The 17,248-nt window shown below is 39.3% G+C and carries 15 protein-coding genes; all 15 read left to right on the top strand.

The genetic code is table 11. The features are described from left to right. A complete protein-coding gene (gene moeB / locus RM539_RS06305) occupies positions 1 to 1,062 on the top strand; it encodes a molybdopterin-synthase adenylyltransferase MoeB (RefSeq protein WP_311502530.1) in 1,062 nt (353 codons plus the stop codon). Positions 1,063 to 1,123: 61 nt separating this feature from the next. Then, positions 1,124 to 1,738, top strand: coding sequence for a hypothetical protein (locus RM539_RS06300; RefSeq protein ID WP_311502529.1), 615 nt, complete (start codon positions 1,124 to 1,126; stop codon positions 1,736 to 1,738). Positions 1,739 to 2,164: 426 nt separating this feature from the next. Then, on the top strand, positions 2,165 to 2,338 hold the full coding sequence (locus RM539_RS20030) for a DUF1232 domain-containing protein (RefSeq protein ID WP_128766714.1): 174 nt from the start codon (positions 2,165 to 2,167) through the stop codon (positions 2,336 to 2,338). Positions 2,339 to 2,518: 180 nt separating this feature from the next. Next, positions 2,519 to 2,839, top strand: a complete 321-nt coding sequence (locus RM539_RS06295; protein WP_121668025.1) for a DUF6660 family protein — start codon at positions 2,519 to 2,521, stop codon at positions 2,837 to 2,839. Between the two features lie 137 nt (positions 2,840 to 2,976). Then, positions 2,977 to 7,410, top strand: a complete 4,434-nt coding sequence (locus RM539_RS06290) for a CusA/CzcA family heavy metal efflux RND transporter (protein ID WP_311502528.1) — start codon at positions 2,977 to 2,979, stop codon at positions 7,408 to 7,410. 22 nt (positions 7,411 to 7,432) lie between these two features. Continuing rightward, positions 7,433 to 8,683, top strand: a complete 1,251-nt coding sequence (locus tag RM539_RS06285; RefSeq protein WP_173636774.1) for an efflux RND transporter periplasmic adaptor subunit — start codon at positions 7,433 to 7,435, stop codon at positions 8,681 to 8,683. 95 nt (positions 8,684 to 8,778) lie between these two features. Then, a complete protein-coding gene (locus tag RM539_RS06280) occupies positions 8,779 to 9,108 on the top strand; it encodes a P-II family nitrogen regulator (RefSeq protein WP_057482983.1) in 330 nt (109 codons plus the stop codon). Between the two features lie 24 nt (positions 9,109 to 9,132). Beyond that, positions 9,133 to 9,555, top strand: coding sequence for a Fur family transcriptional regulator (locus RM539_RS06275; protein WP_057482984.1), 423 nt, complete (start codon positions 9,133 to 9,135; stop codon positions 9,553 to 9,555). 26 nt (positions 9,556 to 9,581) lie between these two features. Further along, complete coding sequence (locus RM539_RS06270) at positions 9,582 to 9,941, top strand: SpoIIAA family protein (protein ID WP_057482985.1); 360 nt, start codon at positions 9,582 to 9,584, stop codon at positions 9,939 to 9,941. A gap of 30 nt (positions 9,942 to 9,971) precedes the next feature. Then, the gene (locus RM539_RS06265) at positions 9,972 to 10,190 is read left to right on the top strand and encodes an SHOCT domain-containing protein (RefSeq protein ID WP_008615618.1); all 219 of its coding nucleotides are present in this window, start codon (positions 9,972 to 9,974) and stop codon (positions 10,188 to 10,190) included. Between the two features lie 57 nt (positions 10,191 to 10,247). After that, positions 10,248 to 11,009, top strand: a complete 762-nt coding sequence (locus RM539_RS06260; protein ID WP_057482986.1) for an AlbA family DNA-binding domain-containing protein — start codon at positions 10,248 to 10,250, stop codon at positions 11,007 to 11,009. Positions 11,010 to 11,286: 277 nt separating this feature from the next. After that, entirely contained in the window at positions 11,287 to 13,839 is a 2,553-nt protein-coding gene (locus RM539_RS06255; protein WP_311502527.1) for a heavy metal translocating P-type ATPase, read from the top strand. Positions 13,840 to 13,877: 38 nt separating this feature from the next. Next, complete coding sequence (locus RM539_RS06250) at positions 13,878 to 14,306, top strand: Fur family transcriptional regulator (protein ID WP_009778862.1); 429 nt, start codon at positions 13,878 to 13,880, stop codon at positions 14,304 to 14,306. Between the two features lie 90 nt (positions 14,307 to 14,396). Beyond that, a complete protein-coding gene (gene lpdA / locus RM539_RS06245; RefSeq protein ID WP_121665192.1) occupies positions 14,397 to 15,800 on the top strand; it encodes a dihydrolipoyl dehydrogenase in 1,404 nt (467 codons plus the stop codon). A 97-nt stretch (positions 15,801 to 15,897) separates the two neighbouring features. Further along, positions 15,898 to 17,247, top strand: a complete 1,350-nt coding sequence (gene nhaA / locus RM539_RS06240) for a Na+/H+ antiporter NhaA (RefSeq protein ID WP_121665193.1) — start codon at positions 15,898 to 15,900, stop codon at positions 17,245 to 17,247. The last annotated feature ends 1 nt before the right edge of the window (position 17,248 follow it).

Below are 17,248 nucleotides of genomic sequence, written 5' to 3'. Positions count from 1 at the left end.
ATGTTGACAGAAAAAGAAAAGAAGCGTTACCTGAGGCATATACTTTTAGAAGAAATTGGAGAAGCAGGGCAACTAAAACTGAAGCAGGCAAAAGTCCTGGTGATAGGCGCCGGCGGACTTGGCTGCCCCGCTTTGCAATATCTTGCTGCCGGCGGAGTGGGAAAATTGGGAATTATAGATGATGATCTGGTAGACACCTCCAATTTACAGCGGCAAATCCTTTTTTCAGAAAAAAATGTAGGGGAAGCAAAAGTGATCGCTGCTAAAAAGCGGCTTCAGGAGATAAATTCTTCCATAGAAATAGTGGCCTATAATGAGAGATTGACGGCAAAAAATGCACTAAAAATTTTCACTGACTACGATATTGTTGTGGAAGGAAGTGATAATTTTACCACCAAATACCTGGCAAACGATGCCGCCGTCCTTGCAGGCAAGCCTTTGGTATTAGGTTCGGTTTTTAAATTCGACGGACAGGTTTCGGTGTTTAATTATCAGAATGGTCCTACTTACAGATGCCTTTTTCCGGAACCAGGTTCAGCAGAAGAAATGCCCTCCTGTAGTGAAGTAGGCGTGTTGGGAATTATACCAGGAATTATCGGGAACTTGCAGGCCAATGAAGTGCTTAAGATAATTCTAGAGATAGGTAACGTATTATCAGGAAAGTTACTTCTTTTTGACGCTCTTGAAATGCAAGCCCAAATCCTGCCATTTTCTAAAAATCCCGATGTGGTGATAACGAAATTAGAAGAAATGAGCTTTTCCTGCGGAACTGATAACCCAGAATCTGTCTCCTGCCAGAATTACTTCAAGTCTCCGGATTCCTATACATTACTCGATGTTAGAAGCCCTGATGAACGTGCCGCTTTTGATATTGGAGGATTACATATTCCCCTTCCGGAGCTACAAAACAGGTACAGCGAATTAACTTCCGAAGAAAGTATATTGGTATATTGTGCCTCCGGAATAAGAAGTTTAAAAGCCATTTCGATACTAAAAGATTTCTTTCCCGACAAAAAAATCTACAACCTTGAAGGAGGGCTAAAGAATAAAATGATATTTTAATTGTGTAATTTATTACATTTAACATCAGTTGTACTAGAGACATTATCTTAAACCTTCGTCAATGAGAAAAGGATTTCGTATTATTTTCAGCATTATTGTGTTTTTCAATCTTTCATGCAGTAAAGATGATGAGAATATTGAAAAAAACGTTCCAAGGCGGTATGAACTATCGCAGATAGAATGGAAACTAACAGAAGGTGACAGCCAGGAAATAATTAAAAAAGAACTTCCTGAAATTTATTTTAAAAATGATTCAGACACTATTTTGCCTGTAGTAATTGAACCACTTAATGGTATTAATGGTAGTTCTGAATTTAATTTCAACGATTCTATTAGATTCAGTGAGCTCAATTATTCGCCGGTTAAAGTTTCTATTACTGGAGAAATCGATTTATTATCCAACAGTTACTCCTATCTAGGTGGCGGGCTTAAAGTCAATCTACAACAAGAGGAGTCGTCGTTTGCTTTTCAGTACTTTTTCAAAAATTCAACAAACCTTAATCCAGAAACTGAACTAACGTCTACTTATATTCTATACTTAAAGAAAAATAAAGCTAGTTTCCGGGCCCGTTTTCGTGAGATAAACACGGGAGAAATAATAGAACTTGAAGGAAGCTGGACGGGAATATTTTTCAATAATCTGGAAGGAGAAACCCCTCTTAGTAATATTGAATAGAAGCCACTATTTGATAACTTAAGGTGGAACAAAAAAAGGCAACTACATTAAAATCATGTAATTACCCTTTAAATGTGTTAAAATGTAACTTGTTAAAGTCGGGGTGGCAGAACTAAATTACCACTAGACAATATTTTAATAACCAGACACTTACACTGTTTCAATAAAATCAGGTAACCGGATAGGTAACCTTTGCACCGATTTTATTCGTAAATGCAAAGATATATGATTATCTTAAACTAAAAGACAATAAATAGAATCAAATTCTATTTGGCTCCCCCTTTGTGCAACAATTCTTAAGTATTTTGAACAGGCCTAATGTATTATTGAAAATCTAAAAACCTGGGGAAGAACCTAAAGCAGCGAATAGTGATGCTCCATTTGACTTCGAAAGAAAAGCGAACTCCCTGGTAAGCCGAACTTTCGATTTTTATAATTATCGGTTATGCGTTAAGTCCAATTGACATTATTCCTGACTTCATCCCGATAATTGGATATCTTGACAGCCTAATCTTAATACCGATTGGGATTTATTTCATCGGAAGGCTTGTTCCTGAAGATGTAAAAGCGGAGTGTTTGATAAAAGCAAAGAACTACTAATGGAACAAAAATAACAATTGGATGATCGGGAACATAATTATTGTATTTTGGCTGTTCATTGTGGTATAGATTTTCGCGATTATTTCAAGATTTGAAATAATTGAATATACTTTAAAAACGTACTCATTATATCATTGCACAATCTGTGCATTGATTTTTTTTTATCTTTGTAGTGTGAAAATGATCGCTATCATATTATCTCTATATATATTCGGGCTTAACTTATTAGCCTGTAATGATAGTGATACTTCACAAGTGATTTCTGATTCAGAAGTAACAATGGTTGCTACCCAGGATTTAGATATCGACCATTCACATGATAAAGTAGCAGATTTATGCCCTCCTTTTTGTAGTTGTCATTGCTGCCATGTGCATACAGTAGATTTCGGTTCTTCAAATTTCAAGGCTTTGATTATTGAAATTCCATCAAAAGCCTTTGTCCATTTTGACAGCTCAGTGGAAGAACCTATTCTTTCCTTTTTAGATCCCCCTAAAGTTTAATTCAGTTTTTAGAAGGATAGCTATGTCCTTTTTTGACCAAATCCTAGTTCTCATACTAGATCCTTGGTCCTATTGGTAGATTTTGTTAGGCACAAAATTATTATCAAGAATTTTAACTGAATTAAATCTTTATTTATATGATTAATAAGATAATCGCATTTTCCATTAATAATAAATTTATTATTGGACTACTTACCTTAGCACTAATAGGGACGGGTATTTGGTCCATGTCCACCGTTAACCTGGGATCGGTACCAGATATTACTAATAATCAGGTTCAGGTGATCACCCAGTCACCTAATCTCGCCACAGAAGATATTGAGCAATTTGTAACCTATCCCGTAGAACTTTCGATGGGTAATTTACCCGGGGTTACAGAAATTCGCTCTATCTCACGCTTTGGCCTTTCGGTAGTTACTATTGTTTTTAAAGATGATATGGGAACTTATCTCCCTCGTCAACTTGTACAGGAAAAACTAAATGAATTGGGGGAGACCATTCCCGATAAATTTGGAAGTCCTGCTATGGGACCTATTTCAACCGGATTGGGTCAAATTTATGAATATACCATAAAGCCAAAGGAGGGATATGAAACCGAATATTCCCCCATGGAACTACGAACTATTCAGGACTGGATAGTCAAGCGACAACTTACCTTGCTGGAAGGTGTGGTGGAAGTAAATTCTTTTGGAGGCTCCATAAAACAATATGAGGTAGCAATCAATCCTGAGAAATTAAACAGTATGGGTATAAGTATCTCTGAGGTTTATGAGGCGCTGGCCCGAAACAATGTGAATACCGGTGGAGCTTATATTGAGAAAAATAAAATGTCAAATTTTATTAGAGGTGAAGGTTTAATCCGTTCACTGGAGGATATAAGGAAAATTGCTATTACTACCGAAAATTCTATTCCGATAACTATTGGAGATGTTGCGGAAGATGTTCAGTTTGGAAATCAGGTACGCTACGGAGCTTTCACTCAAGACGGAGAGGAAGCCGTAGGCGGGATAATAATGATGTTAAAAGGCGCCAATCCCAATGCCGTAATTCAGGATGTTAAAGATAGGATGGCAGAAGTTGAAAAGTCACTTCCTGAAGGTTTGACCATAGAGCCAATTATTGATCGGAGTGAATTAATAGCACGAACAACCGATACTGTTAAAACAAATTTACTGGAAGGTGCATTGATAGTGATTTTTGCCCTGGTATTGTTATTAGGTAGTCTAAGAGGTGGACTTATTACTGCTACCACTATTCCCTTATCACTGCTTTTTGCTTTTATTTTAATGAAACAATTCAATGTCTGGGCCAATCTAATGAGTTTGGGCGCTATTGACTTTGGAATCATTATAGACGGTGCAGTGATTATCATCGAGGGAACCGTGTATGAAATACAAAAACGGATAAGATCTGGCAAGGTGAAATTCAATCAGGCTAAAATGGATGAAGTAGCCTATGATGCTGGGAGCACGATGATGAGTTCCGCATTTTTTGGACAGATTATAATTCTTATTGTATTCACGCCTATACTTTTTCTTACGGGGGTAGAAGGTAAAATGTTTAAGCCGATGGCGTACACTTTCGGTTTTGCCATGATAGGTGCTATTTTCTTATGCCTTACCTATGTCCCTATGATGTCTGCCCTATTTATGAAACCCATTCAGAATAAAAAGAACTGGTTTGGAAGGTTTGAACGCTGGCTGGAAAGGATAAGTGATAAGATAATTGGTGGAATACAAAGGGTATATATGCCTTTACTGAAAGGGGCATTAAAACTGAAGCTCATTGTTGTAGGTGCTGCTGCTGTTCTACTTGTATTAGCCGGTTTCCTTTTTTCCAGAATGGGAGGAGAATTTGTGCCTCAACTGGATGAAGGGGATATTGCAATGCAGGCTTTAATCAGACCAGGAAGTTCATTAACAGAGTCTATTGAAGTTTCCAAAAAAATAGAAAATATCCTTCTAGAAAATTTTCCTGAAATTAAAACAGCAACAGCAAGAATTGGAGTAGCGGACATCCCAACAGATCCAATGCCGATGGATATCGCAGATATGTACCTGATTCTTGAAAAAGATAAGGATAATTGGACAACCGCTGAAACTAAAGAAGGACTTATAGCGCAAATCAAGGAAAAACTCAATAAAGAACTTACTGGGGTAAACCTTGTGTTTACGCAACCTGTAGAATTAAGGTTCAACGAATTATTAGAGGGGGTTAGAGAAGATATTGCGGTTAAACTATATGGAGAGGACCTGGGGGTGTTGTCGGAAAAGGTACAGGAAATGGCTAATATTATCCAGACCGTACCTGGAGCAGGAGATGTTAATCCTGAACGAACATCTGGGCTGCCACAAATGACCGTGAAATTTAACCGTGATAAAATTGCTCAATATGGCCTGGATATCCAAAAAGCAAATGATTATATAAGTACTGCTTTTGCGGGAGGAACCGCAGGAGTCATTTTTGAAGGAGAAAAGCGATTCGATTTAGTAGTAAGATTTGATGAAGAACATAGAAAGAATATTGATGACTTGCGTGGAATGTATATCGATCTTCCCGACGGAACTCAGGTACCGATAAAAGAAATAGCAGATATTGAGTATGTTCCGGGCCCTATGCAAATTTCGAGAGATGATACCTACAGAAGAACCTATGTGGGTGTAAATGCCCGGGGAAGGGATGTAGAGTCAGTCGTTAATGATATTCAGCAAAGATTAGATGAAGAATTAGAATTACCTCCCGGGTATTATATAACTTATGGGGGGGAATTCGAAAATCTTCAGAGTGCTAAGGACCGCTTGATAATTGTTGTACCCATTGCCCTTTTCTTGATATTTGTTCTTCTATATTTTGCCCTAAAATCGTTTTCCCAATCTGTCATGATCTATATAGCCATACCCCTCGCTGCCATTGGAGGTGTTTTTGCCCTTTGGTTGCGGGGAATGCCATTCAGTATTTCTGCTGGGGTAGGTTTTATTGTATTATTCGGGGTTGCAGTTTTAAACGGGCTGGTACTAATAAATAGATTCAATTCTTTAAAAGAAGAAGGAGTAACCAGTATAAAAGATAGAATTTTTACAGGAACCAAAGAACGAATACGACCTATTATGTTAACAGCAACAACAGATATTTTCGGTTTTTTACCAATGGCATTTTCCACATCAGCCGGTGCAGAAGTTCAACAACCACTTGCTACGGTGGTTATAGGTGGGATGCTTACAGCTACACTGCTTACGCTGGTTGTATTACCAGTACTATATACCCTTGTAGAAAGAAAACGAGAGAAAAAAGAACAGAATAAACTAGGTTCTTCCAATTCGCGATCTTTAGCTACGATTTTGATAATTGGCTTAGTTTTAGGCGGAACCTTTTCTGTAAATGCACAATCTGATGCAATGTCATCTGAATATTCACAACAGGATTCTTTACAAACAATTAGTTTGGAGGATGCAAAAGAAATGGCAATCAAAAATTTTCCACAGCTCCAAGCTGCCCAGCTCGAAATTGAAAGTGAGGAAGTATTGCGCAAAACCGCCTTTGATTTTGGAAACACCCAAATCTTTACAGGAAAAGAAGAAGTAGGAAATGGCTCTGATGGGATCTATACCCAAATTGGCGTCCAACAACAAGGCATCGATATTTTCGGAATAGTGCCCCGGTTAAAACTACAGAAAGAAAGGGTGGCACTTGCTGAAAATGCCTTAGAGCTATCTACTATTGAAATTGAACGTGAAGTAAGCAGGGCCTGGACATCTGTTTATACAAGTAAAAAGAGGTATCAGGTATATAAGAAAATGGATTCTATTTTCGAAGATATTGAAAGGGCGGCTAGAATCAGGTATGAGACAGAAGCTACCTCTAAACTGGAATATCTTGCCACCTCAAATCAGGGGAATGAGGTGAAAATACAGTTAGAACAAGCTTATCGAGATTACCTGAAATCAATACAGCGCTTAAACCTATGGTTTGTTAGTGACACAATTTACGATGTACCAGATTTGCCTGCTGAAGCATTGGATGAACCTTTAAACTTTCTGGTAGAGTCTCTTGAAAATCATCCCTTACTACAGGTTTCAGAACAAAGAATTGACGTGGCAAAAGCGGTTACCAGAGAACGAAAATCTGAATTTTTGCCCAAATTTCAGGGTCAATACGGTAGGCAGGAAATAGCCGGGCAATCGGGTTTCTTTCAATATCAAATAGGAATTCAAATTCCACTGTTTTTTGGGCCGGAATTAGGCCGTACCCAGGAAGCACAAGTGAATCGAAAGATTGCAGAGCAAAACTTTTACCAGGATAAACTCGAACTGGAAATCGCCTATAAAAATATGCGGGAAGACTACATCAAATGGAGAAACTCATGGAATTATTATAGGGATGAAGCGCTTCCTTTAGCACAGGAACAACAGGATGGGTCGGTATTAGCATTTAAGGAAGGTGCTATAGATTACGTAACCTTCCTTCAAAATATAAGAGATGCCATTAGAATCGAAGTAAATGCCTGGAGTGCTTTTAACGATTATCTCGACAGCCGTTACCAACTGGAATATTACCTTAAGAATTCAAATTAAAAATTAAAATAAGAAAATCGATATGAATACAAGATCAATAAATATTTTAATGCTTGCCTTAACGCTCAGCATATTCTTTGGATGTAAAGAAAATCCTGAGGAAGGGGATGACGCTTCCAGTGAAACTGCAACTACTAATACCGAAGAAGGTGAAAATCACGGTGAGGAAGGAGATGAAGAACACGGTGAAGAAGAAGGCGGGATGCGTTCAGTACATCTTTCAGAGATGAAATTCAATAGTTTGGGCATCAAAGTAGATACCTTACCTAAAAAAGCTTTGTCCGGTATTGTGGAAGCCAATGGCCAGTTAGAAGTGCCGCCACAATATGAAGCTACCGTTACGGCAATTTTAGGCGGTAATATAACTTCTATAAAGGTTATTGAGGGGGATAAGGTAAATAAAGGTCAGGTGTTGGCTTATCTTTCTCACCCAAATTTAACCAGAATGCAGTCTGATTATATTAATGCATATAGTAGGATGCAATTTTTGGAAAAGGAATTTGAAAGACAGAAACGTTTATATGAAGCAGAGGTAGGATCTGGAAAAACTTTTCAACAGACCCAATCCGATTACCAGTCTGTACAAGGTGAAGTACGGGGGTACGAATCACAATTACGCCAGTTAAACCTAAATGCTTCCCAGGTTAGAGACGGTGAATTATATGAATATATTCCGGTAGTAAGCCCAATTGGAGGTTATATAGAAAAAGTACTGGTGCAGATAGGACAGTATGTGGAGCCGCAAACCAGCATGTTTATGGTAGTTGATAATGAACATGTTCATGCCGATCTAATGGTTTTTGAAAAAGATATTTATAAGGTGAAAGAAGGCCAAAAGATTGCGTTTACACTGGAATCGGTTCCAGGCAGTAATTTAACCGGGGAAATTTATTCAGTGGGGAAACAATTTGAACAAAACCCCAAAGCGGTACATGTGCATGCAGAAATCGATAATAAAGAAGATTTTCTAATTCCGGGGATGTATATAAACGGAAAAATCAGGACGGGTGAAGAAGCTGTTCCTGCCTTACCGGAAGAAGCAATAATTGAAGAAGAAGGAAATCCCTACATCTTTACGGCCCAAAAACACCAGGAAGATGGTGAAACCGAGTGGGAATTGAAACCGGTGCAGGTAAGAACGGGAATAACTGAAGATGGTTGGGTTGAAATTAAACTGCTGGAGCCTCTGCCTGAAGGTACTTTGGTTGCTTATAATAATGCCTATTATCTGGTCTCTGAAATGCAGAAAAGCCAGACTTCCCATGGTCATTAAATTAAAAAAAATAGATGGATGGACTCTCTGTTAAATGTTTGTCTTGATTAAAATTCCAGAGGGTTCATCCTTAATACTAAATTAAAACCACAGTAATGAAAGAAATAAAAGCATTTATAAAGCCAAAACGGGTTCAAATAGTGATAGAATCCCTTAGCGAAAGCGGATTCAAAAGTATGACGCTGTCTCAGGGGGAAGGTACCGGAGCATTTAAAGCAAAAGGCGCATCACCTTCTTTAGATTTCCGTGTAACCGACAGCCCGGTGGTAAAGTTAGAACTGGTATGTCAAAATGAAGAAGCACAATCGGCTATCAATATCATCCTGGAAAACGGGAAAACACCGGATCCAGGTGATGGCATCATTTATTTGTCTGACATTGAAGATGCTTTCAAGATAAAAACCGGGGAATCCTTAAAGCGTTAAATTTTCTAAACCCTTTTACGCCCAATGGAAAAAATAGTAAAAAAGTTAGAAAGCAAAGGCATCCGCCCTACGGCAATGCGCCTGATGACCTATAAACGGTTGGCACAATTGAATGTGGCCATTAGTTTAGGCGACCTTGGGAAAGATTTCGAAAGCTCGGAAAGGAGTACGCTTTTCCGTACTATGAAGACATTTGAAGAAAAAGGAATTGTGCATCAAATTGAGGATGGCACCGGCATCATTAAATATGCCCTGTGTGAAGACAATTGTGAATGCGAGGTGGGTAACGACCTTCACTTACATTTTCATTGCAATAGTTGCGGGGAAACCGTGTGCCTTACAGAACATAAAATCCCTCAGATAAATCTGCCCGAAGGTTACGTGGCAGAGGATATTAATCTGGTGGCTAAGGGAGTCTGTGAGAAATGTAGCAATGACTTGGATTAAGTTTTTTGATTTAAAAAATTGGAACAATGATGAAAATTTATAAAAAAGAAAACAAGGTATATATGGTAGCTCAAAATAGATTGGATGCTACCGATTATGACAATTTGATATCTCAATTAAAAAACCATATACAGGCAAACCATAAAGTATACTGGTATATTGAAATGGAAAATTTTGAGGGGTGGACTGCAAGTGCGTATTGGAAGGGCATTGAACTGAAACTTCCGAATGAAGAACGCGTTAAAAAGGTTGCATTGGTGGGAATTACAAAATGGCAGGAACAGTTTACCGAAGTTTTGATACCCTTTACAAAGGCACATATTAAATTCTTTAGCCTTGAAGAAAAACATTTGGCCAAGGAATGGATGGAGAAAGGAAATCATTAAAAAAGTTAAATAAATTTAAACAGAAAGATTATGATGGACAACTGGAATTTTGGGGGAATGCACTGGATATGGTGGGGGCTTTGGATAATCCTCATCTTTTGGATATTCTTAATTCCTTATCCCACCCCGGGACAAAATAGACGGAAGGATAAGGCTATGGAAGCCCTGAGAGAACGATACGCCCGGGGCGAGATAAGCGATGAGGAATTTGAACAAAAGAAGAAAGTCCTTCAGGATAAGAAGAAGTAGTTATAAGGCACAGGCATCGAAAGCGATGGCACCTATGGCTTATAAAAGAAGGTAAAAATGAAAAAACGCAAAGTATTTGTTTTTATATTCATTGGATTAGCCCTTGGCTTATTTATAATACAGCCCCTGGTTATTTCACTCCACATGTATGACATGCAGGGAGGTAATGGCGAATGGTGGAAATCTCTGCTTGCTTCATATCAGCAGGAAGTTAGTTCATGGGATTTGGATCAAGCCATCATCAAATTGCTATTTGGACTGCTGGGCATTGCCTTGTCGCTTATGTTTATGGTCAGGCAAAGAATATTTCAATTGACCGGAAGAAGAGATAAGCTGGAGGAGATCAGGGAGCTGATTGCGGCAGGAGAAAACCAGCAAGTAGAATTTAAATCTACCTTGAGATGGGATTTGAGGCAGTTTAAACCGAATAAGGCTTTGGAGGACGTAATAGCAAAAACAATTGCCGGGTTTATGAACACCCAAGAAGGGCATTTAATTATCGGAATTGATGATGAAGGTAGTATTCTGGGGCTGGAACAGGATTGCGGTACTTTAAAAAAACCTGGCAAGGACGGGTTTGAGCAATATATAATGCAATTGGTGTCCCTCAAGTTCGGCACTCATTTTTGCCCTTTGGTTAAAGTGGCCTTTTACCAATTCGAAGAAAAGGATATCTGTTATGTAAGGGTTCACAAATCACAAAAACCTGTGTATTTGAATTTGGGCGATCGTTCGCATTTCTTTATCAGAACCGGGAACGGAACCCGCGAGTTGGATATGCCTGAGGCTCTGGAGTATTTGGAGATACACTTAAATTAATATAAACCCTATAAAATTGAAAAAATGATATAGGTATTGGACATAGAAAAAGAAAACTTGATTGCTGCTAAAATCAATGGTAGAATCACGAAGAAGGATATAAAAAACCCATCCGCTAATCCACAATATCATCGAAAAAAGTCATAAAATTTGTAGGCGAAAAAAATAGCAGGAATGGGTCGTTAAAGCTACTCATTTCTTTACCGGTTCAGAAGTCAAATATTTTGACCTTCAGGATAAGGAACAAGCAAAAAACTGGATACAAATAACTAAGGATATGAAAAAACTAAAAATCAAAATTCCCGTAATCCTTCCACAGGTACCTAATGAAAAAGACGCTTGTGTGGAAAGGCTAATTAAGGAACTGGAAGCCGAAAATGGCCTTGAAAAAGTCCACATAGCGGATGATCAGGAAGATACGGTGCCACAATTGTGCTTTCATTACGATCCGGATATAATTTCTATTGACCGCATTCAATCATTGGCAGAAAGAACCGGGGCTGAAATTACCGCGAAATATGGACATTTGCTTATAGAGGTTGAGGGGATTAGACATACCCGGCATGCAAGGACTATAGAAAAGAGTCTGTTGAATATCAATGGTGTTTTGGAAGCTTCCGCCAATGCCGGAGGAATGATCCGTTTAGAATATGATAAACGGGAAACAAGTTTTGATGAGATAACTACAAAGCTCGAAAAAGAAAACCTACAAGTTAAAAAAAGCTCCTCTGCTGAGAATAAGGGCTTTAAATCTGCCGAAAAGAATCCTCAAAATTTAAATAAAGAAAAGGTAAGGGATATAGAAGAACAAAAGCATAAAGATACTGATCTCCAGAATCATAGAGAAGCGGATAGCCACGGGGCCGGGGAAGAACATTCCCACGCCCACGGAGGTATTTTTGGGAAAAACACCGAACTTATTTTTGCTATTATTTGTGGTGCTCTTTTGGGTATTGGTTTTGGTTTGTCCTACGTAACATCAATACCGGAATGGGTCAGCTTATCCCTATACATAGGTGCCTACTTTTTTGGAGGTTACTTTACAGCAAAAGAAGCCATACAGACCGTAGCCAAAGGTGGATTTGAAATTGATTTTCTCATGTTGGTCGCAGCTATAGGAGCAGCTATTCTTGGGGAATGGGCTGAAGGAGCTTTGTTATTATTTCTCTTTAGCCTGGGGCATGCCTTGGAGCATTATGCAATGAACAAAGCACGAAAATCTATAGCTGCACTGGCAGAACTGGCGCCAAAAACAGCTTTGGTTAAGAAAAATGGTAAAACGGAAGAAGTTGGTATCGAAAAACTCAATATTGGGGATATCATTGTGGTGAAACCAAATAGTAAAATATCTGCAGATGGCGTAGTGGTAGATGGGCAGAGTAGTGTTAACCAGGCTCCAATAACCGGGGAGAGTGTACCGGTAGATAAAGTTCCCGTAGAAGATGTTGAGAAGGATTACTCAGAGGTAGATGATATTAAAGATGAAAACCGCGTTTTTGCCGGAACGATCAATGGGAACAATACTTTGGAGATTAAAGTTATCAAAGCAGCCAAAGATTCAACGCTTTCCCGATTGGTGAAACTGGTTAACGAAGCTCAGACTCAAAAATCGCCTACCCAGTTGCTCACCGATAAATTTGAAAAATATTTTGTGCCGTCCGTCCTTATTTTGGTCGGGATTCTTTTGTTTGCTTTTTTAGTTATTGACGAACCCTTTAGCGCCAGCTTTTACAGGGCGATGGCCGTATTAGTAGCTGCAAGTCCCTGTGCGTTGGCAATCTCGACCCCAAGTGCTGTATTAAGTGGAGTGGCCAGAGCTGCCCGTGGCGGGGTATTAATTAAAGGAGGGCGCCCTCTGGAGGACCTGGGGGTTATTACCGCCCTAGCCTTTGATAAAACCGGAACTCTAACGGAAGGAAAGCCAAAACTTACCCAAGTGGTGCCACTTGGGGATATTTCAGACAATGAACTTCTCAAAATAGCAGTAGCCGTGGAAGGTCTTAGTGATCACCCCCTGGCCAAAGCTGTAGTTCGTGATGGAAAAGAGCGTCTGGAAGGCGAGGAAATCCCAAATGCCTCTAATTTAGAGGCAGTTCTGGGTAAAGGGATTAAAGCATCATTTGGCAATGATAAAATCTATATAGGTAACCTCGACCTGTACGAAGGGCTTGATGAGAGTACACCTTCCGAAAAAATAGCTACGAAAGTGCGTGGTCTTGAAGGTGGTGGAAATACAACAATGCTTATACGAAAAAATGAAGAATATATAGGCATCATTGCATTAATGGATACCCCTCGTGAAGCCGCCAAGGGAACCCTTAAAAAATTAAAAGAAATAGGAATTAAACGAATGATCATGCTTACTGGTGATAACCAGAAGGTAGCAGACGCAGTAGCAGAAGAAATAGGATTGACCGATGCCTGGGGTAGTTTATTACCGGAAGAAAAAGTGGATGCTATAAAAGAATTAAAAGAAAAGGAATCCAAGGTGGCAATGGTGGGCGATGGCGTTAATGATGCCCCTGCCATGGCAAACAGCACTGTAGGAATAGCTATGGGTGCTGCTGGAAGTGATGTGGCCCTAGAAACGGCGGATATTGCGCTAATGGCCGACAAGTTGGAAACCCTGCCCTTTGCCATAGGCTTAAGCAGGAAGGCAAAGGCGATTATCAGACAGAACCTTTGGGTAAGCCTTGGTATTGTTGCCCTACTTATACCTTCAACCATATTCGGCTTGGCAAATATTGGAATGGCGGTTGTAATCCATGAAGGTTCCACACTACTGGTGGTTTTTAATGCGTTAAGGCTTTTGGCTTATAAAAAAGAATAGAAAATCCGGACTTAGACTGTTTTTCGAAAGAATATAAAATGACAAAAACGGAAAAAAAATTATCGTCCAAAGGGATACGTTCCACTGAAATGAGGTTGAAAATTTACAAATACCTCAAAAGGAAAACTTATGCGGTAAGTTTAAATGAAATGCAAAAAGTCTTTATCCATAAAAATATCAAAACAGCCAATAAGACCACTTTCTATAGGACGATAAAGCTCTTTGAGAAAAAAAGCATGGTGCACCAAATTGACGATGGAACTGCTTTTGCAAAATATGCGCTTTCTGATGAAAACACCAATGTTAAACTCAGTACAGGTTTACATATGCACTTTCATTGTACCGATTGTAAGAAAACAATCTGTTTACCAAATAAAATATCGGAAGAGAGTTTGCCAGACCAGTATGAGGTGAACGATGTGAACCTGGTATTAAAAGGGATATGTAAAAATTGTAGTAAAAAATAATAGGTGGGAGTGCCTTAAGCCTGAATCCCAGCCCCCAATGGTCAAGCTTAAGGTTTTTTCCACCGTAACGAACTTAAAAAAAATATGAATATGGAAAAATTTGATGTAACTATAATAGGATCTGGCCCGGGCGGGTATGTAAGTGCGATCCGTTGCGCCCAATTAGGATTAAAAATAGCCATTGTAGAAAGATACAGCACCCTGGGCGGCACCTGTCTAAACGTGGGCTGTATCCCGTCAAAAGCCTGGTTGGAAGCCTCTGAGCATTATTACAAACTCAAGCATCAATTCGAAAAATTTGGGATTGATGTTAAAGAGGCCAATGTCGATATCCTGAAAATGAGCCAAAGGGTTCAGGATGTGGTACAGGAAATCATCAATGGCGTTGATTATCTGATGAAAAAGAACAAGGTTACCGTTTATGAAGGTCATGGCACCATCAAGGACAAAAACACGATTGAAATTAAGGGAGAAGATAAAACGGAAACCATAGCAACCGATAAAATCATCATTGCCACAGGGTCCAAACCCGCTTCATTGCCCAATATTAAAATAGACAAAAAGCGTATCATCTCTTCTACCGAAGCCCTTGCCCTACAGGAAATCCCCAAGCACTTAATGGTCGTTGGGGGTGGCGTTATCGGTGTTGAGATAGGTTCCGTATTCGCCCGCCTGGGTTCAAAGGTTTCCATAGTAGAATATTTTGATAGCCTTATCGCCACTATGGACGGCGCACTGGGACATCAATTGCACCGTTCCCTTAGAAAACAGGGAATTGATTTTTATTTGGAACATAAGGTGACAAACGCAACGGCAACTGAGGATAAAGTAGAATTGAAAGCGGAAAATCTTTCCGATAAAGAAGAAATGAGTTTAGATGGCGATTACTGTCTTATGGCCATTGGCCGAAAACCATACACCGCCAGTTTAGGGCTTGAAAATATAGGAGTGGAAACCAATGAGAAAGGACAGATAACGGTAGATAAAAACCTTGAAACCAACGTCAAGGGTGTGTATGCCATTGGGGATGTAATCCGGGGGGCAATGCTTGCCCATAAAGCCAGTGAAGAAGGCGTTTTTGTAGCCGAACGGATTGTTGGCCAAAAGCCCCATATCAATTATTCGCTTATCCCAAATATCGTGTACACCCAGCCTGAGGTCGCCGGTGTAGGCTTGACGGAAGAAGAACTGAAAAAGGCCAATAAAAGTATAAAAACAGGCTCTTTCCCTTTTAAGGCAAATGCACGGGCAAAGATAAGTATGGACACCGACGGTTTTATAAAAGTAATTGCAGATAAGGAAACCGATGAGATACTGGGCGTGCATATGATAGGCCCTCGCATAGCAGACAGCTACACCGAAGCGGTGGTAGCGATGGAATTTAGGGCAGCTGCCGAAGACATAGCAAGAATGTCACACGGGCACCCCACCTTTTCAGAAACCTTTAAAGAAGCCTGTTTGGCAGCCACCGAAGACAGGGCGTTGCATATTTAAAGTTGACCTAACAGTAAGTTCTTAAAAATTAAGACGCTACTGAGCTTTTTGAAATATTAAGGTTTAAGTAATTAACTCAAAAAACAGATAAGATAAAATGGGGCAATCAGTTCGAAATCAATCCACTATTGGGTATATCAGGGAAACGGCAACAAAGTTCCTCGACAGGGAAACAGCTGGGGGGATTTTTTTAATAATTGCTACTATAGTTGCCCTTCTTTTAGCTAATTCACAGTGGGCAAGTGCCTATCATCATTTTCTTGGCGATGAATTGCTTTTTGAATTTTCCGAGCATCTTAGTTTTGGGCTAACAATTGAAGAATGGATCAATGATGGCCTAATGGCAATTTTCTTTTTGGTTGCCGGCCTTGAATTGAAGAGGGAGGTTATGGTGGGGGAATTATCTTCAATTAAAAAAGCCTCAGCCCCCTTGTTGGCAGCTTTAGGTGGTATGGCAGTTCCGGCCCTCATTTTTATTAGCCTAAATTTAGGCACTGAAAATATAAAGGGTTGGGGCATCCCTATGGCTACCGATATCGCATATTCACTAGGGATTATTGGCCTACTGGGGAAAAATGTCCCCAGGCAGTTAAAAATATTTTTAATAGCCCTCGCTATTGCTGACGATATAGGTGCCATATTGGTGATAGCATTGTTTTATAGCAACGAGTTGAGCTGGATATACCTTGGATCGGGCATGGGGGCATTTGGGTTATTATTATTAATGAATTGGACTGGGGTCAAAAATTTGATTTGGTATATTATTATTGGGATCATCTTATGGTATTGCTTCCTTAATTCGGGGATCCATCCAACTATTGCGGGAGTACTTTTTGCCATTACCATTCCAATAGTGCCCAAATTAGACAGTAAAATATTAAAAGAAAGGACCGCCACAAACGTTACTAATCTTGAGAAAACAGAGCTGGAAAAATTAAATCCTCTTCAGGATAAAAAACAACAAATAATTTTAAAAGCCATTAAAACAGATACTGAGAATTCAAGGCCTCCTTTGCTCAAACTGGAAAATTCCCTTGTTGATTTCAATGCTTTCTTTATCATTCCAATTTTTGCAGTCGCGAATGCGGGAGTAAAGCTCGATGTAAATTTAATTGAGGTTGTTTCCGGTTCTTTAGGGCTGGGGATCCTTTTGGGATTAGCAATTGGCAAAGTAACAGGGATTGGTATTTTTACATTGATTGGGCAAAAACTTGGAGTTTCCGAATTACATATTACACTAAACTGGAAACATATAATTGGAATTGGTATGATTGCGGGAATTGGCTTTACCATGTCCCTTTTTATTACCAATCTCGCATTTAATGATCAGGAATTGATTAAAATTTCGAAAATAAGCATTTTGATAGCTTCATTACTTGCAGCTATTGGCGGTGCGGTAATTCTCTTATTAACTTCCAATAAAGGAAAGAAAAATATAGTTAAGTGAT

The organism is Autumnicola musiva, from assembly GCF_031846585.1.
Lineage (GTDB): Bacteria > Bacteroidota > Bacteroidia > Flavobacteriales > Flavobacteriaceae > Autumnicola > Autumnicola musiva.
This window is presented reverse-complemented; position numbering and strand designations above follow the sequence as displayed.

Bases quoted from the DNA above. Each gene is read 5' to 3' on its own strand.
- RM539_RS06260 (WP_057482986.1), top strand. From the start codon at position 10,248: ATGAAAAAACGCAAAGTATTTGTTTTTATATTCATTGGATTAGCCCTT.
- RM539_RS06270 (WP_057482985.1), top strand. From the start codon at position 9,582: ATGATGAAAATTTATAAAAAAGAAAACAAGGTATATATGGTAGCTCAA.
- RM539_RS06280 (WP_057482983.1), top strand. From the start codon at position 8,779: ATGAAAGAAATAAAAGCATTTATAAAGCCAAAACGGGTTCAAATAGTG.
- RM539_RS06285 (WP_173636774.1), top strand. From the start codon at position 7,433: ATGAATACAAGATCAATAAATATTTTAATGCTTGCCTTAACGCTCAGC.
- RM539_RS06265 (WP_008615618.1), top strand. From the start codon at position 9,972: ATGATGGACAACTGGAATTTTGGGGGAATGCACTGGATATGGTGGGGG.
- RM539_RS06250 (WP_009778862.1), top strand. From the start codon at position 13,878: ATGACAAAAACGGAAAAAAAATTATCGTCCAAAGGGATACGTTCCACT.
- RM539_RS06255 (WP_311502527.1), top strand. From the start codon at position 11,287: ATGAAAAAACTAAAAATCAAAATTCCCGTAATCCTTCCACAGGTACCT.
- RM539_RS06290 (WP_311502528.1), top strand. From the start codon at position 2,977: ATGATTAATAAGATAATCGCATTTTCCATTAATAATAAATTTATTATT.
- RM539_RS06275 (WP_057482984.1), top strand. From the start codon at position 9,133: ATGGAAAAAATAGTAAAAAAGTTAGAAAGCAAAGGCATCCGCCCTACG.
- lpdA (WP_121665192.1), top strand. From the start codon at position 14,397: ATGGAAAAATTTGATGTAACTATAATAGGATCTGGCCCGGGCGGGTAT.
- RM539_RS06300 (WP_311502529.1), top strand. From the start codon at position 1,124: ATGAGAAAAGGATTTCGTATTATTTTCAGCATTATTGTGTTTTTCAAT.
- moeB (WP_311502530.1), top strand. From the start codon at position 1: ATGTTGACAGAAAAAGAAAAGAAGCGTTACCTGAGGCATATACTTTTA.
- nhaA (WP_121665193.1), top strand. From the start codon at position 15,898: ATGGGGCAATCAGTTCGAAATCAATCCACTATTGGGTATATCAGGGAA.
- RM539_RS06295 (WP_121668025.1), top strand. From the start codon at position 2,519: ATGATCGCTATCATATTATCTCTATATATATTCGGGCTTAACTTATTA.